21 protein-coding genes are annotated in these 20,536 nt (G+C 34.1%); 2 read left to right on the top strand and 19 right to left on the bottom strand.

Annotated elements, in window-relative coordinates:
• Positions 1–99 precede the first annotated feature (99 nt).
• Together ADJ83_RS03305 and ilvA are read right to left on the bottom strand one after the other, a co-directional pair.
• Positions 100–942 carry a DegV family protein gene (locus ADJ83_RS03305; RefSeq protein ID WP_031538135.1) on the bottom strand — a complete coding sequence of 281 codons (843 nt, stop codon included), beginning with the start codon at positions 940–942 and terminating at the stop codon, positions 100–102.
• A gap of 314 nt (positions 943–1,256) precedes the next feature.
• Positions 1,257–2,522, bottom strand: coding sequence for a threonine ammonia-lyase IlvA (gene ilvA, locus ADJ83_RS03300; protein WP_031538136.1), 1,266 nt, complete (start codon positions 2,520–2,522; stop codon positions 1,257–1,259).
• 200 nt (positions 2,523–2,722) lie between these two features.
• Here ilvA and trhA point away from each other — a divergent pair, with 200 nt between their 5' ends.
• The gene (gene trhA / locus ADJ83_RS03295) at positions 2,723–3,361 is read left to right on the top strand and encodes a PAQR family membrane homeostasis protein TrhA (protein ID WP_031538137.1); all 639 of its coding nucleotides are present in this window, start codon (positions 2,723–2,725) and stop codon (positions 3,359–3,361) included.
• Positions 3,362–3,429: 68 nt separating this feature from the next.
• Here the strand turns inward: trhA and ADJ83_RS03290 are convergent, their stop codons facing one another.
• The 7 genes from ADJ83_RS03290 to ADJ83_RS03260 form a co-directional block, all read right to left on the bottom strand.
• Positions 3,430–3,921: a dihydrofolate reductase gene (locus ADJ83_RS03290; RefSeq protein ID WP_031538138.1), complete on the bottom strand. Its 492-nt coding sequence runs from the start codon at positions 3,919–3,921 to the stop codon at positions 3,430–3,432.
• Positions 3,918–4,712 carry a thymidylate synthase gene (locus ADJ83_RS03285; protein WP_031538139.1) on the bottom strand — a complete coding sequence of 265 codons (795 nt, stop codon included), beginning with the start codon at positions 4,710–4,712 and terminating at the stop codon, positions 3,918–3,920. The genes ADJ83_RS03290 and ADJ83_RS03285 overlap by 4 nt, the downstream gene beginning before the upstream one ends.
• A 40-nt stretch (positions 4,713–4,752) precedes the next feature.
• Positions 4,753–5,460, bottom strand: coding sequence for an anthrax toxin lethal factor-related metalloendopeptidase (locus ADJ83_RS03280; protein ID WP_031538140.1), 708 nt, complete (start codon positions 5,458–5,460; stop codon positions 4,753–4,755).
• A gap of 226 nt (positions 5,461–5,686) precedes the next feature.
• Positions 5,687–6,265, bottom strand: a complete 579-nt coding sequence (locus ADJ83_RS03275; RefSeq protein WP_031538142.1) for a TerD family protein — start codon at positions 6,263–6,265, stop codon at positions 5,687–5,689.
• A 70-nt stretch (positions 6,266–6,335) separates the two neighbouring features.
• Positions 6,336–6,947 carry a TerD family protein gene (locus ADJ83_RS03270; protein WP_031538143.1) on the bottom strand — a complete coding sequence of 204 codons (612 nt, stop codon included), beginning with the start codon at positions 6,945–6,947 and terminating at the stop codon, positions 6,336–6,338.
• A gap of 281 nt (positions 6,948–7,228) precedes the next feature.
• On the bottom strand, positions 7,229–8,332 hold the full coding sequence (locus ADJ83_RS03265) for a toxic anion resistance protein (RefSeq protein ID WP_396953873.1): 1,104 nt from the start codon (positions 8,330–8,332) through the stop codon (positions 7,229–7,231).
• 3 nt (positions 8,333–8,335) lie between these two features.
• Positions 8,336–9,979 carry a YceG family protein gene (locus ADJ83_RS03260; protein WP_031538145.1) on the bottom strand — a complete coding sequence of 548 codons (1,644 nt, stop codon included), beginning with the start codon at positions 9,977–9,979 and terminating at the stop codon, positions 8,336–8,338.
• A gap of 233 nt (positions 9,980–10,212) precedes the next feature.
• On the opposite strand from ADJ83_RS03260, the gene ADJ83_RS03255 reads away from it, so the two are divergent.
• The gene (locus tag ADJ83_RS03255; protein ID WP_031538146.1) at positions 10,213–10,470 is read left to right on the top strand and encodes a hypothetical protein; all 258 of its coding nucleotides are present in this window, start codon (positions 10,213–10,215) and stop codon (positions 10,468–10,470) included.
• Positions 10,471–10,606: 136 nt separating this feature from the next.
• Here ADJ83_RS03255 and ADJ83_RS03250 read toward each other — a convergent pair whose 3' ends face one another.
• The 10 genes from ADJ83_RS03250 to ADJ83_RS03205 form a co-directional block, all read right to left on the bottom strand.
• On the bottom strand, positions 10,607–11,401 hold the full coding sequence (locus ADJ83_RS03250; RefSeq protein WP_031538147.1) for an HAD family hydrolase: 795 nt from the start codon (positions 11,399–11,401) through the stop codon (positions 10,607–10,609).
• Positions 11,398–12,516 (bottom strand): cysteine protease StiP family protein, encoded by a 1,119-nt coding sequence (locus tag ADJ83_RS03245; protein WP_031538148.1) that lies wholly within the window; start codon positions 12,514–12,516, stop codon positions 11,398–11,400. Before ADJ83_RS03245 ends, ADJ83_RS03250 begins: the two co-directional genes overlap by 4 nt.
• 3 nt (positions 12,517–12,519) lie before the next feature.
• Positions 12,520–13,878, bottom strand: coding sequence for a phosphoribosyltransferase family protein (locus ADJ83_RS03240; protein WP_109767877.1), 1,359 nt, complete (start codon positions 13,876–13,878; stop codon positions 12,520–12,522).
• Complete coding sequence (locus ADJ83_RS03235) at positions 13,817–15,016, bottom strand: HpcH/HpaI aldolase/citrate lyase family protein (RefSeq protein ID WP_031538150.1); 1,200 nt, start codon at positions 15,014–15,016, stop codon at positions 13,817–13,819. Before ADJ83_RS03235 ends, ADJ83_RS03240 begins: the two co-directional genes overlap by 62 nt.
• A gap of 395 nt (positions 15,017–15,411) precedes the next feature.
• Positions 15,412–16,191, bottom strand: coding sequence for a TerC family protein (locus ADJ83_RS03230; protein ID WP_031538152.1), 780 nt, complete (start codon positions 16,189–16,191; stop codon positions 15,412–15,414).
• 34 nt (positions 16,192–16,225) lie between these two features.
• Positions 16,226–16,807, bottom strand: a complete 582-nt coding sequence (locus ADJ83_RS03225; protein ID WP_031538153.1) for a TerD family protein — start codon at positions 16,805–16,807, stop codon at positions 16,226–16,228.
• 112 nt (positions 16,808–16,919) lie between these two features.
• Positions 16,920–17,510, bottom strand: a complete 591-nt coding sequence (locus tag ADJ83_RS03220) for a YpjP family protein (protein WP_031538154.1) — start codon at positions 17,508–17,510, stop codon at positions 16,920–16,922.
• Between the two features lie 129 nt (positions 17,511–17,639).
• Complete coding sequence (locus tag ADJ83_RS03215; RefSeq protein WP_031538155.1) at positions 17,640–18,416, bottom strand: class I SAM-dependent methyltransferase; 777 nt, start codon at positions 18,414–18,416, stop codon at positions 17,640–17,642.
• 298 nt (positions 18,417–18,714) lie between these two features.
• Positions 18,715–19,149, bottom strand: a complete 435-nt coding sequence (locus ADJ83_RS03210) for a BrxA/BrxB family bacilliredoxin (RefSeq protein WP_031538156.1) — start codon at positions 19,147–19,149, stop codon at positions 18,715–18,717.
• 97 nt (positions 19,150–19,246) lie between these two features.
• Complete coding sequence (locus ADJ83_RS03205; protein ID WP_031538157.1) at positions 19,247–20,368, bottom strand: conserved virulence factor C family protein; 1,122 nt, start codon at positions 20,366–20,368, stop codon at positions 19,247–19,249.
• Between the last annotated feature and the right edge of the window lie 168 nt (positions 20,369–20,536).

Below are 20,536 nucleotides of genomic sequence, written 5' to 3'. Positions count from 1 at the left end.
TTAAATTACATTATAGTTCGTGTTTGTTGTTGATTGAAATACTTTTGTCCCAGCCTCTTTTATAAATGCATCTAAAATCTTATCAAGTTGGTAAGATTGCTATTCAATATAGTAGCTGAAACCAATAGCTCCGGGTCCTGTATGTGTTGAAATAACAGGTGTAGTATAATCTATATCCACTTTATTAAATCCAGTGGCCTTTTCTATTGCTTCCTTCAATTTAATGGCAACTTCAAGACTACCAGCATGTGTAATTCCTACACTTTTAATTTTCTTGCCAAGACTGTCTTCTACAAATGCACCTACTAAATACTTTACTGCTTGGGAGCGACTTCTAACTTTTGCAATAGGTGTATATACACCTTCCTCAAGCGTCGCGATTGGCTTAATATTTAGTAAAGAGCCTAGAAAAGCTTTTCCTTTTCCAATTCTTCCGCCCTTCATTAAATTCTCTAATGTATCGACTACTACAAAAAGTTTCGTATGCTTTTTCACATGATTTAATCTTTGCAATATTTCCGCTACATTATGTCCATTTTGCACCATTTTTGCAGCTTCTAATACTTGAAAAGATAACCCCTTTGAAATAAACTCAGAGTCTACTACAAAGACACTCGCCTTTGTTAATTGGCTCGCACTTTTAGCTGATTCTACCGTCCCACTCATACCGCCTGTCATATGAATGGATATAATATCATACCCTTTATCAGCAAGTTCATCATATTTTTCAATGAAAGTGCCAACAGAAGGCTGTGAAGTTTTAGGCAATTCATCTGATTCCATCATTTTATCAATAAATTCAGCAGGGGTAATATCAACCCTATCCAAATATGATTTATTATTAATATAAATTGATAAAGATATTACCTCAATTTCATATTTTTCTAATATTTCCTTCGATAAATCAACTGTTGAATCTGTTACAATTTTAATTTTTTTCATTTCACACGTCCCTATTTGTCATTCATTTTTTCATTAAAACGCTTACTTTATTATACATTTATTTTTTAGGATTTTCCTATGCTCACTCTATTGATTTTATTTTTTGAGCATATACTATTCACTATACCACAAATTATACTTTTCGTAACCTGTGAATTTTATCACATATCCTTGATGTTTCTTTAAGAATAAAATATGTGTACGCATTTAGAAAATTATTTCTACTTGTCCTTGTTTCATGTTAAAAATAGTTAAAAAAATGGCCATGCATGATTAAATTTCTCACGCATGGCCATTACCGATTACTTTAGATGTTAGACGAGCAAATGAAATAAATTAGAATCTCTATTCACTTCCGTGTAAGGAAAACCTTTTTTATCCATTCTTTCAATTAGTCCTTTATAGTCATCCCTATTCTTCAGCTCTAAGCCAACAAGCGCTGGACCATTCTCTTTATTATTCTTTTTGGCATATTCAAACCGGACAATATCATCATCGGGTCCTAACACATCATCTAAAAATTCTCTAAGCGCACCTGCTCTTTGGGGGAAATTTACAATGAAGTGATATAACAATCCCTCATATAGTAGAGAACGTTCTTTAATATCCTGCATACGATCAATATCGTTATTTCCACCGCTAATTACAAGTACAATGTTTTTCCCTTTTATCTTTTCTTTATATAAATCGAGGGCAGCAACTGGCAAAGCTCCTGCTGGTTCGGCAACGATAGCATGCTCATTATATAAAGAAAGAATAGACGTACAAACTTTTCCCTCAGGCACTAAAACAATATCATCAACATAATCTCTACAGATTTCAAAATTCTTTTGTCCAACACTTTTGACTGCTGCACCATCAACAAATTTATCAATCTTATTTAGTGTTACTACCTTATTTCTAATTAAGGCTTCTTTCATCGAAGGTGCACCAGCTGGCTCCACACCAATCATTTGAGTTAATGGAGAAACGCTTTTCATGTATGTACTTAATCCTGCCATTAAACCGCCGCCACCAATGCTTGCAAAAACATAATCAATTGGAACATCAATATCATTCATCATTTCAATGGCCATCGTTCCTTGCCCTGCAATGACATTCTCATCATTAAATGGATGAATAAATGCTCTTTCTTCTGCTTCTGCACAAGCAACTGCTTCTACATAGGAATCATCAAATGTATCACCAGTTAAAATAATCTCCACATTTTCCTTCCCAAACATTTTAACCTGCGTAACCTTTTGTTTAGGCGTTGTAGCTGGCATGAAAATTTTCCCATGAACATTTAAATAACGACAAGAATATGCTACACCTTGAGCATGGTTTCCTGCACTTGCACAAACAACACCATTTTTCATTTTTTCTATTTCTAGCATCTTCATCGAATAAAATGCACCCCTTAATTTAAAGGAACGCACATGCTGTAGATCTTCCCTTTTTAAATAAACATTGCAATCATATTTTTCAGATAATCGATAATTTTTTTGTAAGGGAGTATGGGCTACTATGTCTTTAATTCCTTGGTATGCAATAATAATATCCTCCAATTGCACCCATTTTTTCATTACATTTTGTTCCATTTCCACACCCTCATTTCTAACCATTTTAATTCGTACATTATACCATGAATTTTTCGCTTTCTCCTAATAAAATTTTAAATTTTCTTTTTTTTCATATATTTTGATTGCGTAGAATTTTTCCCAATAAATTCATCGCTGTATTTGTTTGTTTTTATGGAAGTAATACCTTACAATGAAAGAATAAGGAGTGACTTTCATTTATGAATTTTTCAATAAAAGATTTTTCGCTAAAAGAAGAGATAGCCAACAGTATAACCCATGGTATTGGATTACTTATGAGCATTCCCGCTTTAGTAATGCTTATTTTAAATGCAGCTGAAACTGCTAACCCATGGAGAATTGTAAGTTTTTCCATTTTTGGTGCTTCCATGATTATCCTCTATCTATGCTCCACATTATTGCATAGTATTACCCATGAAAAAGTAAAGGATTTTTTCGAGATATTGGATCATTCATCCATCTATCTTCTAATCGCAGGAACATATACTCCCTTTGTTTTAGTTGCCATTCGTGGTAGCTTAGGCTGGACCCTTTTTGGGATTGTTTGGGCATTAGCTATTATTGGGATTGTCTTTAAATGTTACTATGTCAAAAAATATATTGTAACATCAACAATCCTCTATGTTATTATGGGCTGGCTAATTGTGATGGCAATCGTGCCACTTTATCATGCAATTGGAATGACTGGTTTCCTGTTTCTCATTGGAGGTGGCCTGCTTTATACTGTTGGTAGTGTATTTTATGTCATGCAAAAAATCCCCTACTTTCATGCCATTTGGCATATTTTTGTTTTAGCTGGCAGTGCTTTAATGTATTTTTGTGTATATCTCTATGTTTAATTAATATAAAAGATTACTACAATCTTTCTATAAGAAAAAGGAAGGCGAATTCGCCTTCCTTTTTCTTATTATTCCGCTCTTTCATAGACATAAAACACATGAGGATACAAGTTTTTGTCATTTACTATCCCTTTTTGTTCACTTACAAGTTTCCATTCATGCCAATTTAAAGCAGGAAAAAAGGTATTTCCTTCAAATTCATGGTCGATTCGTGTAATGTATAATCGGTCTGTTTCGCTTAATGTTTCTGCAAAAAGCTCAGCACCACCAATTACAAATATTTCTTCCTCCTGATGGGCTTTACTCCATTTATAAAATTCATCAATCGAATAGAATATTGTACATCCTTCACAAATATACCCTTGATTTCTCGTAATAACGACATTTTCACGATTTGGAAGATTTCTGCCGATTGAGTCCCTTGTTTTTCTCCCCATCACAATTGGATGCCCTGTCGTTATTTTTTTGAAATACTTTAAATCCTCTGGCAAATGCCATGGCAATTGATTATTCAAACCAATAACATTATTTCTATCCATTGCAACAATTAAGGAAATCATACACTGACCACCCCTTTAATATGGGGATGTGCTTCATAATTAACGATTTCAAAATCTTCATATTTAAAGGAAAAAATATCTTTTACGTCTTTATTCATTTTCAACTGTGGTAATGTCTTTGGATCTCTCGTTAACTGAAGTTTTACCTGCTCAACATGATTTGTATAGATATGAACATCTCCAAAGGAATGAATAAATTCTCCTACCTCTAAATCACAAACTTGGGCGATCATATGTGTAAGCAGAGCGTAAGAAGCAATATTAAAAGGCACTCCAAGAAATACATCTGCTGAACGCTGGTACAGTTGACAAGATAATTTACCATCTGCAACATAAAATTGAAAAAGACAATGACATGGTGGCAAAGCCATTTTCTCCATGTCCCCAACGTTCCATGCACTAATAATTAATCTTCTAGAATCTGGATTTGTCTTGATTGCATGAATCAATTCAGATATTTGGTCAATTGTGTTCCCTTCTCTTGTCGTCCAAGAGCGCCATTGATGTCCATAAACTGGGCCTAAGTTACCTTGCTCATCTGCCCATTCATTCCAAATTCGAACATTATGATCTTGTAAATATTTCACATTTGTATCGCCATTTAAAAACCAAAGCAACTCATAAATTATGGAACGTAAATGCAGCTTTTTCGTTGTAATTAATGGAAATCCTTCTGAAAGATCAAACCTCATTTGATATCCAAAGGTACTAATAGTTCCAGTTCCAGTTCGATCTTCTTTTTTTACACCATTTGTTAAAACATGCTTACATAGATCTAAATATTGTCTCATTTTATACACCCTTTATATTAAATTGCGATTCCCTACAAGCTTATTGTATTGTAGCGATATACTGATATGTTTTCGGAGCTAGTTGCGAAAGTGTTTCCTTTTCCTTTCCTCCCATATAAAACATGGCAAATGTTTCTGCGAAATATTCTTCTGCATATTGAAGAAAGTATTGTCTATTAGGAAATAACTTCCCTTTTTCCTCGTTCCAAACTAATCTATATGCTTCTGTTTTGCTCGCATTGTTTAGAACTTTATAATCAATGGAATGAGCCAATTCATGATATTCTAAATTAACAGAGCTGTGCCCTTGTCCCTTTTCACTCGCACCTATTTTTACAAGAACCACTTTCCCGCCACCAATACCAGGAACATCATCCCACGTCTTTTGAGAGGTGTAGCCCCTTGGAATAATTCCAGCAAATTTCTGTGCTGTCTTATTATCTGTTAATTTTCCAGTAAATAATTTTACTTTTATTCCCCTAGATTGCACCTTATTTAATAGAGTAGAAGGCAATTGATTTAATCTTTCAATTATTGCAGCTGCTTCTTCTTGATCATAAGATTCTTCTGGCAAAATTATCATATTTCCTAAGTTTTCTTTTGCTTCTAGGGATAAATTCGCCTTAATAATGGTTAGTTCAGATAAGTTTTTTAAGTATATTTCATTATTCGGAAGCTGGGAGTTTCCCATCAAAATGCTCGTTGCTGCTATCATACATAATGGTGCTATTCTTTTGAGCCATCTCATCCATATCCCCCACAACTAATCTCTCTATGTTCTTTCTAAAAATAAGAAAGAGAGGAGAAACCTATTCTACTAAAATTATAGCATAGGTTAGGAATCTCAAAAACTAGATAAAATTACCTAAATTCTTCATAAAAAAATCCAAAAGAATGGATAGAAGAATCTTTTTGCAATTCTTCTACTTTCATTCTTTTGGGATATGACTCTTTTTAAAGACTTACAATTCTAGTTAAACTTCTAATCCATAATTACGGCACAGGGCGGCAAGTCCTCCTGAAAATCCACTTCCTATGGCATTAAATTTCCATTCCCCATTATGTTTGTAAAGCTCACAAACGATAACAGCTGTCTCGACAGAAAAATCTTCCCCTAAGTCAAAGCGTAGGATTTCTATATTATTATCTTCATTTACGACACGTACAAACGCATTGGAAACTTGTCCAAAGTTTTGTCTTCTTGATTCTGCATCATGAATAGTAACAGCAATGCCGATTTTATTAACGTGAAGAGGAATCTTCGTAAAATCAATAATGATTTGTTCGTCATCTCCATCTCCCTCACCCGTGCGATTATCACCAGTATGCTCCACTCCACCGCTTGGATGGACAAGATTATTATAAAAAATAAAATCCTCGTCATTAATAACCTTGCCGTTTTCATTTGCCATAAAAGCTGACGCATCTAAATCAAAGCCAGTTCCACCATCGTACTGGTTAATATCCCAGCCCAACCCAATGATAGCTCTAGTTAACCCTGGATTTGTTTTTGTTAAATCAATTCGTTGTCCTTTAGAAAGATTAATACTCATTTCTATTCCCCCATATCTGAATAATAGATTGATTTATAGACAGCAGCTTTTTTGTGCCTATTTGACAAAATTAGGAATAAGATTTAACAACTTCACCTAGACTACCTGCGTTTGTCCCTGTACCAATTGCCGCAAACTTCCAATCTTGTCCATGTCTATATAATTCACCGACTATCAAACTAGTCTTACCTGCATAATCATCTGTCAAGTTGTAGTGAATAAGCGATTGATTGGATAAAGGATTGACGATTCGAATAAAAGCATTTTGAATCATGCCAAAATGTTGTCTTCTTTTCACTGCATCATATATATTTACAACAAATATTAACTTTTGAATATGTGATGGCACCTTATTTAATTCAATATTTATTTGTTCATCATCCCCATCACCGTCACCTGTTAGGTTATCTCCTGAATGGTGGACACTACCATCGCGGCTTTTTAAATTTCCAAAATAGATAACATCATTATTTGCTTGAACCTTCCCCTGTTCATTGACCATAATGACAGAAGCATCACAATCAATACTTGCTGTCGAACCACCACCAAATAAAGATCCTAAAAGCCCTCCGCCTTTATTTTGCTGAACTGGATCCCAGCCAAGACCAATTAAAATTTTACTTAATCCTGGATTTCCCTTTGTTAAATCAACTCTTTGTCCTTTTTGTAAATTAATTGCCATGATTCTCACTCCTATGTATGGTAGTAATATTTGTTATCAAACTTTTTTTAAAGCTTTCAATAAATGAAATAATATTAATCCATGCTAACTTCCAAAAGAAATTTGCTATTAAAAGAAATGTGTTGATTGCAGAGAAAACAGGCATTCATAAGGAAGAAAGACGTACTTACTTAACCAACCCTATGTTTTCAACTTAACTACCTATAGAATAAAATGAAGTCACTACAATCAACACTGTTAGTCAAATACTTTAATAAATTGGCTCATAAATGAAGTCTGAATTACCCTTGAAGCTTCATTTGCTTGAAGTTATTTTGCAATTCTTCTAATTTTTTTGTTCCTTCTTCTCTTAAGCGTTTATTTTCTTCTTCAATCGTTTTTGTTTCCTGCATTCCTTTGATAATAATATTCCATGATTCTTCAATTGTCTCAATCTTAATGCTCGGGCTGCCTGCAAGCCTTGCAATATCTACACTTTGCTGGGAGATATTTTGAGCGTTTTTCACCAGCATTTCATTTGTTCTTCTATCCAATTCACTCATGCTGTCTGCAACTAACTTCTGTCTTTTGGCTGCAACAGCTTGAATAAGACCATTTTTAAAAATAGGTATAGTCGTCACAAATGCTGAATTGATCTTACCAATTAATTTAGTGTTTCCTCTTTGTAATAAGCGTATTTGAGGAGCAGTTTGTAAGGCAACCATTTTTGCCATTTCCAAATCGTAAACACGCTGATCTAAGAGCTCTATTGCATTTCTTAAGGTATCAAGCTGCATTCCTGCTAATTGATCACCAGCAACTGCTTTCGCCTCAAGTTGAGGAAGTACATGGGTCTTTAATTCTTCCGATTTCATGCCTCCTGCTACAGCATATTTTTCTAATGTTAAATAATATTGATAATTTTGCTCGTACATTTCATCGAGCATCGTTGTAGAATCAACCATTTCATTTTGATATTTTGAAATTTCTACATAGACTTTATCTATCTCTTGTCCCATAGACTGGTATTTTCCAAAAAGCTTTTCCATTATTTTTTCACTTTTTTTAAACAGTTTGCCAAAAAAACCCTTTGATGACTCTTCAAAATCCTTTTTGTCAAATTTATCCATGATTCTACCAAGCTGTTTCAATAATTCGCCAGAGTCTTCTACTTTAGTAGTTCTCATATTATTAAGGATTTTATCAGAGAATTTTGAGATTTGCGTTGCAGGTTCCTTCCCGAATTCGAGTATTTGAATTTGATCCTTTTCGTCAATCGACTGTGCCAATTTCTGTACTTCTGGCTCATTTCTAAGCGCTAACTTTATTTCCGACACTTTTTCTTCTGTTAATATCTCTGCAACTTGATTGTCTGCATTATTTACATTTGATGGTTGCATATTCATCTTTTATTCTCCTTTTCTATTCTTTAAAAATCCGCTAAATATACCCCTTTTTAAAAAGGATGGTTCTTTATATTCCATGTCAAACACCATATCCTCAAGCCAGTGTACATCAAATAATGTATCTTTTGTATAGTTCTCCATGTCTACATGTCCTGCAGGATTATAAATAATAATATCTACACCAAGTGTGTTCATTAATAGCAGCAAGGCTGCATCTTCTCTTGTAAACACACCATTTTGCTCTGTTTTAAACAGTACGATACTTGGTACTTCTTGTGCGTAATCAAACTTTTGCAACATTTTCAAGAAATCATCCGGTATTAATAAGCATTGTGAAAACAGAAAAATCGCTACATCTTCGTCTGATTCATTAGCCAGCTTCTTCAGAGATGTCCTTGTGCAAACTCTTGATATAGCAGCAGCTATTCCTTTCTGCAAACCTGCTGGCAACTGTTTATACTTCCAATAATGTGCTGCCATCATCTTATCTGGATCAAGTATACCATCTGTTCCAAGTGCACCGCGATAATGGTATCGAAAATCACTAATAATAGCTCTTGTGAACGGAAAACTTCGAATTAATAAAGTTTCCTCTTTATTCACGATAGCATGGATTCGATCCCAGTACTCTTTTCGATTCTTACTTACACCAAATATTTTAGCAAAAACAGACGGGATATGCACTTCTCCATTTTTAACATCAAAGTTTGGACGAATCATTGCCGGTTCTTTCTCAAGAAGAAAGATTTCATCATACGTAGTTTTTAATGTAATGGAAATCGGTAGATATTCTCTAAATTGCCACGGTTTATAAAGATTGGAACCTTCATGGTGAAGAATACTCTCAATCTCCCTTGACGCTCGATATGCTACAGTTGCTGTTCTTTTTCGTTCTTCTTTAGGAAAACTTTCAGGTTCTTTCATTCGTGGGTATTGATGTTGAAAAAATAATTCCTTATCCAATTTTAATTTTTCTAGAATGTCATCCCCATTAGGATGTACAATGACGATGTCACAACCAAAGGTAAGAAGATAGTAAATAAAATATGACTGACTTTTATTGGCATCACCATACCAAAGAAATTTAGGCATATTTTCATTTAATTGGCTTTCTTCTATAGCTGGTTGTAAATGATTGATGGACCATTTTATTATATCAACTACTAATCTTCTTAAATCATTATTTTTCAAGCCGTTTTCTTCCACTTCTGAAAAATGCTGAATGACTTTAATAAAGCTCTCTCTCAATTTTCTATGAATGGCAGGAATAGAGGATTTTATCAACACATTTTCTCCATCTAGAAAAGCAACAAAACGATTAATGGATAAATTTTGCTCCTGCATCCGATTAAATACTTTTTGAATAGATTGAAAATGCTGATTATCAATCGTCCGATCAAGCGATTCATCTGTCAGTAAATGTAAGCCTGTATTATCTTTATTTATCCAATCGAAAAGCTGATTATAATATTCATCCTCGTCTACTGGTATTCCAAGTAATTTTACTACAGCCTGACCGAACGTAAAAATGCGGTTACTCGTATCGTGTAGCGGTCGTTCTTTAACTGGCTTTAATAGAATATCAAACCAATTTTCCGTAGACAAAGGAAGGATAACATTATTGATTGTATAATAGTCTTTATTCATTTTCTCCACTTCCTAATTTTAAACCAATGATAACTGTCTACCTTTATCATAGCATAGCATTACGCTATGACTAAATATTCTACTTAATAATTCTTTACGAAAATGTTATAAAAAGGTTTCATTTTTTAGGCGAAAGGACAAGATTTTTCACTTCTCTCTTTCAATCGTGATGTAAGCACCTAATCTTTTACTCGAGCATATAATACAGTACATTAGGCGAGTAGGTGCTAACTATGAGATCATTTTTTCGAAAATACACGTATCATGAAATTGAAACAGATTTAAATTATGTACAAAATGTTCTATCATCAAATATGTATGTTTTTGTTGATTTAATCTTTATTTCTCTAATGATTAGTTTTTTTATGGCTATATTTTTTGAATCTATTTTATTCGGGGTTATTGTATTTATTTGCTGTTATTTATTTTTCATCTCCATTTATTGTTTATTGCTTAAATGGATTAAAGATCCGCCAGAAGATGAACTATAAGTAAACTTACTCTTATAAAGGGAATAACCATTATGATCGTTTCATATTACCATTCTAACCATCCATTACTATTGGATAAAGTATAGAGGCGAGTGTTTTCCATTCGCCTCTTTCTTCTAATCCTATTTATTCCTATTTAACAAATAAACTGTTTATGCACATTTCTCACGATTTCTTCACCAGCAAATGCTCCTTTTTGAATGGTTAGATGCTGTGTTGGATTTTTTATTTTTTCTAGAGTTAACTCTCCATGTCTTGGAATATAACCTATTTTACAATTATTTAGAAATGGTAAATCTAATAAGGAATCACCTGCGCCAATTGATTTCTCCACTCCTTCTCTTTCTATTATGTATTTAATTGCCTCCCCCTTACAGATAGGCTTTGGCATAAAATAAAGCTTTCTTCCTTGTAAAGATATATTCCATCCATTTTCTATTGCAACTTGGATTAGCTCTCTTTTGATATCTTCGTCTATATTTGTTTTTAATACATAATAAAAGAAAAGATTATCGGCAATTTTCAACTCGCCATGTAAAGAATAAATCTGTAGCTTTTGTAGTAATTCACCTTTCTCCATACAATCTTCTTTTAATCTGGTGTGAATGGTTTGTGCCCACTCCTTTACAAGCTCTCCTTTATAATGAATTTTTGCTCCATTGCTTGTAACACAGTATGTCATTGGCATTTCTTCATTGAAAATAAAAATTCGCTTATATTGTTCATAAGTTCTCGTCGTAACAGGAACGAAAAAATGCTTAGTAGCAATCTCCTTCAATAAATCATAACTATCTTTTGTCATATAAGAAACAGGTTCACCATTTTTCACTTCCACACCAATCATCGATTCATTCCAAGGTGTTTCCATTTCATGTAATGCACGTTTTGAATAAATTAACGTTCTGTCTAAATCTGATGCAAATAGATTCATCCTTTTCGCACTACCTTCTTAATTAATCCACAGCATGTATAGCTCATATTAGGATATGGAATTACTTCTACGTTTCTTTCTTGTGCTAATAAGACGATATGTTGAACATAAGGGCTATCTGGATCCTTCATTAATATCTTCCATGGCACCCTTCGTAACAATACTCTTGTTGTTTCACCGACACCTGGTTTTACATAATGGGTACTATCAATACCGAATTCTTCCTTAATGGTCAGAACTTCTTTCATTCCTTTAAAATCAACGGTTTGATCTAGTTCATTTGCACGAATACATTCCTCTATTTGGAGTGGATTTACTTTTGGAAATGCCTCTGTAATCTCGTCTAAATAGCTATTCGATACATCATATGGCTCTAATTCCTGATAATACTTCGCCCCATGAAAATCATCTTTTTTGATATACTCTTCATTTAACACAGTACGACTTACTAGTCCTGACACTGTTGAATTTAAACAAGCACTTGGAATCAAAAAGTCTTCTCTCGTTCCATAAAGTGTTGTACAGTATCCTGGATCAGCAAGCACTGCTAATGTATCATCTAATCGAATCTGATACTTTTGGTAAAACTCCTCACAGTTTTTCGTTAATTCAGTTGAAATTGCTCCTTTTCCTGTCCATCCATCAATAAATTGCAGGGCATAACCATTATGTGTTTGCAGCATGTAATGAATTGCATTTTCATCTATTCCTCTATCTCTTATAATAGAAATACTGTAGTGAGGAAGAGAAACGTCATATTTCCATTTCAAATAGCGTTTAATTAAGATTCCAATAGGTGTTCCTGCTCGTGCTAAGGAAACCAATACTGTTTGTTTACCATGTTTGTGATAAATTTGTTCTGCAACAATTGCGGTACAAAGGGCTACTTTGTCTTTATAAACATCGAGCGTCTCCCAAAAAAGCTGCAAATAATGTTCAGGTGGATTGTATTCGATTGGTAATGTTTCACTATAATGCTCTCCACCTTGAACCCTTTTTTCCCTTTCCTCGGTTGAGCCCTCTAATGTAACATTACTTAAGTCTTTTAATAGAAATATAACATCCTCTTTATCATAAGAACCGAACCTTACTAGATGATCTATGTTTGCTTTCATGATTTACCTCCCGTTACAGTATACAATATTTATTTTTTTCACTTGAACTGCTGTTAATTCAGCCAGCAACTCCGCTAATCTATCCTCACTAACCTTGCGCTCAAAAAATAAAAAGATATCGTCGTATTGCTTAGCATCAATATTGTATAAATAATGCACAATATCCAAATCTTCTGGATTTGAAAAACAGAATGCATTTTTAGCCCCATAATGCTCTTCATTATTGGGATAAATAGGACTTCTAGTCGTTGATTGATAAAATATATTTTCTCCCATATAGCTTGCTAGCTTCATTGGAATATACATAAACTCCCCTGTTCCAATGCAAAGCGTAGTACCCACACGCTTTTTCTTCAGGTCATTTGCTGCGAGTCTAATCCAATCGTCTGTGAGTTCCTCCATATGGATGCCAAATCTTCCTGTATCCTTTAAGTACCCATAGTCATTTCTTATCCCTGCCAAACTTGTGGAAGTGATTGGGACGATTCGCTCTTTCACATAATTTTCGAGACTAATATATTCAAGTTGAGGTTTCTTTCTATTTGTTTCAGTTATCTCCGTTTGCGAAACAAGATTAAGAGGAACACCAATAAGCTCAAAGCTACCTTTAAGTAAAGAGACGACTTGAACCTTAATTTGCAATTCCTGTTCAAGGGATTCCATCTCTAACTGCCATTTTTTGGAACGCCAATCTAGAATGGATACAACCGTATATTTATCTCTAGGATATTTCTGATGAATATCTCGGATAATGTTTATAGCTGTTTTGCCTGTCGTTAATTCATCGTCTACTAAAATAATTTCTCGTAGATTATCAAGAGTGTCTTCCTCAACATAACAACGGTGAGATGTTGCATGTGAATGCTCTTCTTCAAAAGTAATGATTGGCACTAGCTCATTTACGTTTTCTCTAGTTGTGTGGAAAAAAGTAGCCTGTTTAAATGCTCGAAAAAAAGAATGACCTAATCCCGTTGCAGTTTCTGCAAAGCCGATTATAATAGGATTTGCTTGTGTACTTGAAATAAATGGCTTGTCCAAAAACTGTGAAGCTGAATCACGATAAATAGCCATTATTTCCTCTCTTTGGGGAGAAATAGTGCCAGTAATAATTTCTTCATAACGTGCTGCCAACATAAATCCAGTAAGGAGCCCTTTATTTGGCTCAATCGGTAAATGCTTGCCTAATAGTTTACTAACAAATAAAAATGCCCGTTTCTTATTGATTCGTGCTGCCATTTTAAAAAAATCTTCTAGTGGAAGATGAAATGGATTTTCTTCGATGATGATGTCCATCTGTAAATTATGAATGATTGGTAATGAAATTTTCTTGTTTAAGTAAGTCAATGTATGTAAATCCTTCATGAAACACCCCGTAAACCTTTGATTTTAAAATAATTTTTTGTGCCCAGTAGAAATGAGGCTTAATTTCATTCATCTTATTTGAAAAACTACTTTTTACTACACCAATCTCCCCATTATTACTTTCTATAATATTACAAGCATCTAAATATTCCTCATAGGAAACAACATTTAATGCTTGCACTGGTTTTATATGTGTAGGATGAATAATTGTCTTTCCGGTTAAACCATTCGTAATATCCATCATAACTTCTCTAATTAATCCATCCATATGTTTATCTATGAGCTGTGTTCGCATATTCATTCCAGCTTTTCCATACCGCTTTCGGAATGGTGTCTCTCTCAATTGCGGAATTAGAACTCGCTCGCTCATTGTAAAATATTCCCAAACTGGTCCAGAAACAACATATGCACTATCCGCACGTGTAAATACATTAACAATATCCGAAATACAATCTCGAATAATCGCAACATCATATACAGTCGTTTCTGCATTTCTACGAATACCATACAATCCGCAAAAATCAGTAGCGCCAATCCGCACATTTAAAATGAGATGCTTATATTCATCTAGTACTTTCTTTATGGAAAGAAGTTCATCCATTCTAGTTTCTTTTTCAATTATTTTTTTTGTTTCTAAAATCGGCATCGCATATAAAGAATGCCCTAGCATATTATATTTTTCTAATTCTTTTAAAATGATCTCTCCCACTGCCGCTTCAAACTTAGGTATGACGATACCAGTTAATAAACTAATTTTTTCACCAAGCAAATCCATTAGATTTAAAAACTGAGATACAGAGCGTATTCTAATAAAAATCAATGGTAATTCATTTTTTATAAGAATGCTGTCCTCCAACGCTTGATATATGTTTGTTAATTCTTCGACTAATTTACGTTCAGCTATCTCCACTTCGTGATCACCTATGGAGTCCTCTAGACAAATTACCATGGATGTTAAAGCTGCGTGTTTTTTTGTTAATAAATCGTGGAAAATATTCGGTCTTGTTGCAGGCATGTATAAAGTGGAAGCAAGTGCATAGGATAATACTTCCTTCTCCGAAGTACTAAACACCTCTTCTGGTAATTTAAAGAAAAGACGTTCCATTTGTTTTTCATTTAAGTCAGAGAATAATTTCATTTCCTTTGCTCCATTCAATGATATTAACAACTTTTTTAATAATTATTCTGAAAATTCAAAAATAAGAATCGAATTTTATAGTAGGATAATTAATTATATCTTACAATAAAACTATTTTTTTGAAAATATTTACTTTATCATGGCGTTTTTTTAGGATGTTCCATATTGCCTATCGTAAGTAATGCGAAGGATATCCTGGGCAGGTAATAGGCGGAGGAGAAAAAATAAGATTACTTTTTTGGAAGGCTGTTTTCTTCCAAATTGTTGCTCTTAAATCTTAAGTCTTATAGTCATTTAACCGATTTAAAAACAACAATCTATTAGAAAAGAGTCTTAGGGAAAGAGGATATCTCTAGTTATCTTAATGTAATACTACTAGAAATATCCTCAAATAATTATGCTTCGCCCTGTTGTTCTGCTTTTTTCTTATTTCTAAAATGCACAACAAAGGTTGCACCAAATGCTATAACTAATAATCCAAAGAAATAAATATGATCAATATGAATATCAAATACTCCTAGCAGCATCTTAACTGCGATAATTAAGATAAGGATATATGCAGTTGCTTCCAGCTCTGGAATTTTATCGATTAATTTAAGGAAAACACCTGCGACACCTCTCATCATAAGAACGCCAAGGATACCACCAATTAATAATACCCATACTTGATTGCTTACACCGAATGCAGCTAAAACACTGTCTACAGAAAAGGCAATATCCATTAATTCAACAGAAATTACTGTTCCCCAAAATAGACCAAATGTACGGATTAGAATCCCATTTTTATTAATGCCTTTATTTTCTTCTTCATCTTCTGTTTCATTCGCTGCTTTTCTTCGATCCATGAAATACTTAATAGCGAGATATGCTAAATATGCAGCTCCGAGTATTTTCACCCATGAGAATTCGATTAAATAAACACCAATTCCAATTGCGATAAAGCGGAATAAATACGCACCTAATAAGCCATAAAACAATGCTTTTCTTCTTTGCTCTGGTGGTAGATGTTTAACCATTACAGCTAGTACCAATGCATTATCCGCAGATAACAGGCCTTCTAATATTACTAATGTTCCAATATAACCCCAACTTACTGGGTCAGTTAATACTTCTCCCCACATTTCCCAATTAAAAAACTGGGCATATGTATCAATAATTGTCTCAAATATTCCCATGAAAAGAGCTTCCCCCTATAATATGCTGATAAAATTAGCCAATTTCCAGACCAAAATCAGTAGCTAATGCAGCTAAACCGCCTTGGTATCCACTTCCAATGGCACTAAATTTCCATTCATTATTATGACGATATAATTCTCCAACAACTAATGCTGTCTCGATAGAGAAATCCTCGCCTAAATCGTAACGAATTAACTCTTCATTTGATTCCTCGTTTAAAATACGAACATAAGAATTAGAAACTTGACCAAAATTTTGATTTCTTCCTTCTCCATCATGAATAGTAATGGTAAATGCAACCCGTTGAATGTTAGCAGGAATTTCTTTTAATTCAACAATGATTTGTTCATCATCTCCATCACCTGCACCTGTACGATTATCTCCTGAATGAACGATGGAACCATTTCCACCTGATGGATTATTATAGAAAACGAAATCAGCATCATTTGTTACTTTTCCATTTTCTCCAAGTAAAAATACAGAGGCATCTAAATCAAAATCTTTTCCGCCATCATACTTATTTACATCCCAGCCTAATCCAATAATCACTTTTGATAATCCAGGATTTCCTTTTGTTAAGTCTACTTTTTGTCCTTTAGATAAACTAATTGCCATAACTAAACTACCTCCAAATTTTTTCATTATAGTTTCTATACGTAATCAGAAAAGAAAAGTTTCAACTTCTTTCATTCACAAGCAACAATTGCTACAAGTAAAGCCAACTCTTCTAACTCATCCACTTAGGGGGAGTATTTTTATCCCAATAAATTTCCCCAAGTGTATAATGTGTTTGGAATTGATCATGATACGTATGATAATGGAAGTTAAAATAATACCCTTCCTGTGGTGGTCGATCCCTTCTTACATGAAAACGAATAATGTCCTCATTTTGTCTTGAAATATGAAATATCCGCTCACTTGTTCCTGATGATGGAAGCTCAGTCACATTCAAATAGCTTAACTCCTCTTCCGGAAAAATACTCGTTACCTCACTAATTGCTTTTTCCATATTTGGGAGAACGACTAGTCGAAATTCATCTTCAATTACCGGTTTGATTTTCGATCCGAATTTTAAGTAACTTTGCTCTTCTGCTCGTTTAAGCATATCACTAATAAACTCTTCTCTTGATATGCCTTTACTATCTGTCAGTATAGCCTCTTCTATACTTTCTCTAGCAAAAGACATTTCTCTTTCATCAATTGGTTTCTTATCGTTATCACTGTTATTATTTAAAAATGTGGATGGTGATGGAGACACAAGGCCAAAAGTTAAAATAGAAACAAATACAACCAGGCTTTTACGAATCCAATTAGGCATTTATTACACCTCGCTTTCCGTTCATCCTGATGAGAATAAAATGTAATAAAATAATATTGATAGTCTAAGTATATATTATTTCTTATCAAATCATCTAGTATTATCCTATATAGATAGATTATTTTTTCATTATTCTTTTTTTAGCCAAATTCCATAGTGAAATTTGGCTGACTTACGTTTTAGCTGTTCAAATTGAAATCGATCAAATCTGCTACTTTTAAAATGATCTTTCAAAACGACCCTTTGTTTTGCAACCCGCTTTGCATGATTGATAATTTCTTCTGTCAATTCTTCATAATATGCTAGCTTTTTTAATGAATGGATACCATCAGAAGAAATTTCTTCTTCGAACATAGGATCCAAATAAACACAATCCATACTATTTTCTTCTTTTTTGATAAGCTCCTCTAATGCGTTAACATGCTTAACTTTGACTCTACGCATCGCATTATCGATTGTCGAATGACTTGTCTTCCATTCCTTTAAACCAGTTTTTACAAGGAAAGCGATTATCTCATTCACTTCCAATCCCTCTACATACCCATTGCTTCCAACGGCATAACTAGCAACAATGCTATCTGAAGCAAGTCCTAACGTACAATCTAAAAAGGACATCCCTTTCGATAAATTAGTTGCTTGGATAAAGGGATCATGTTCTTGATTGATAAGTCTTTTGATCCGGAATACCGCCGAATTCGGATGAAAAAAGAATGGTTGTGCTGTATTTAATGGATAATATTCAAAACGATTTTTGCCGATGATTAATATATCCATCATATAATACGCTTTAAGGTAATCAATTGAAGCCTTCTTTCGTTCTACGAATTTACATTGAAATTTTTCGGCAATTTTATTTGCGAGAATTTCCATTTCCTTATTCGTTCTACCTGCAGTAGTTATAATCATGTTGTTCTCCTATTTATCATACTTTTATTTTTCTAATAAAGGAAAACTTCCATCTAAAGAGGGATTCCTTATACTCTTAGAATGTTAGTGGAACCATTCGGATGGTTAGGAACATTGGATTTCCCCCCTCTCTTTTCTCAAATGCAGGATAAGCAAGAGAGGAGAATCATATTGAAGTTTAAATAAGGACAATAAAGAGTGTTTAATCCTGTTTATTGAAGGATGGTAACATGATAAAAAAAAAGAAGGTTCATGAGAGAAAGTGGCAAGCCCGCCTCTCTCATGAATCATTCTTTGTTTAGCAATATTGTTCAAAAGCTGATACTAGATTTTCCATAATTGCTTCCATGGAATTTCCTTCAATATCGTAACGGTGAATAAAGTGAACGACTTTATTGTCTTTAACAAGTGCCATAGATGGAGAGGATGGCTCAATATCGCCGAAGTATTCGCGCATTTTTGCTGTAGCCTCTTTATCTTGCCCAGCAAATACGGTAACTAAATGATCTGGTTTCTTTTCTGAAGCAAGTACTGCTTGTGTAACAGCTGGTCTTGCTAATCCTGCTGCACATCCACAAACTGAATTTACTACTACTAAGGAAGTCCCTTTATTTGTTTCTATAAATTGCTCCACTGCTTCTTCTGTTAATAACTCTTCAAAACCTGCTTGTGTTAGTTCTGCTCTCATTGGCTTTACTACTTGTTTCATGTATTCATCATATGCCATTGACATAATTAATTCCTCCAATTCCTCTATGTTTTATATCCCATAAATATACATTAGAAATACTCTTCCTGCAATCAAAAAAGCATTAGCATTACTAACAGCGTTATTTCCGCGCCTCTGTCATTTGTTTCCAAACCGATCCTTTTGCTTCCTCACCTAGTTCGATTCGTTCAATTGCTAATTTTATTTGCAGGCTAACTTCAAATTCTAGATCATCTTCATGAGCTTTCAATGCTGGAAGTGCTCTTTCGTCACCAACTTCATATAGAAACATAGCTGCTCTCCAACGAACTATCTTGCTCTTGTCTGACAATGCCTCCATCATTTCTTCCATTGCTTCAGGGAATCCTAAGTCTGATAAACAATCACCTGCAGTACGTCTGACAGTAACTGTTTTGTCCTTCAACGCCTTATACAAGGAAGGTAGAACAGCGGGATCTTCAATCATTCCAAGATATACAGTTGCAAGTCTGCGAATCGATGGTTTTTCATCATCAAGCGCCTTTGTTAAAACAGGAATATCGGCAACTGTTGGATCTTCACTTTGTTCAAGCTTTTGATATCTTACTTTCCAATCAGGATCCTCTAAATCGGCAAAAGTAAGCTTTGTTTTTACTCTGGCAGCATTTCCACTTACTTCCGTTTGAGGATTTATAGCATATTCGATGATTGTATTCAATCTTTCTTGTGGATATGCAGCAACGAGTTCTTCCACCATAACATTACCAATTTCTTCAAACTCGCCATATCGCACACCAGAATCTTTCCATTTTCTTGTCATCACAACATTATCTTCAGGCGTACGCACTGCTGAAACGGCTTGAATAAACGATTGAGGCAAGCCAAATCTCTTTTCTTCATTACCATCCGATAATTTAATTTGCATTGGTATGCCCTTATACATTTGAACTTGGACCTTAATTTCTCCGTAATGCTCATTTAGCTCCTGTGGATTCTGGGTTACTTCATCCTCACCAAAGACATTGCGCACTTTTGAAAGCAATTCCTTCCAATCATAGCGAGCATTTCTTTCAACTGCTAAAAAATCAGCTACATGATAGACCCCTTTTATCCCTTCAATGGAAAGGATATTTCGAATTAATTCCGGTGCATCTTCTACTGTTTCAGCCTTATAATTATTGCTTTTTCCCATTGGCAACTCTTGGTCTAAATTAATCTTCATTGTATTTGGACTTGGTGTTGGTTCAATAGAAATAATCCTCACATTCCATTCCCCCTTCTTACATCCTTTATATTATCATGCTTTTTTCCTTTTCAAAAAAGAAATAGCTTTCGGATTTTTATCGTTATTTTCAAAAATAGTACATCCTCGGCCTGAATAAACATTCTTCTTTCACCTGCATACAGCTAGGTCATTTGTTCATAAATTCCA

It is taken from the genome of Bacillus sp. 522_BSPC (genome assembly GCF_001076885.1).
GTDB classification, from domain to species: Bacteria; Bacillota; Bacilli; order Bacillales; family Cytobacillaceae; genus Niallia; species Niallia hominis.
This window is presented reverse-complemented; position numbering and strand designations above follow the sequence as displayed.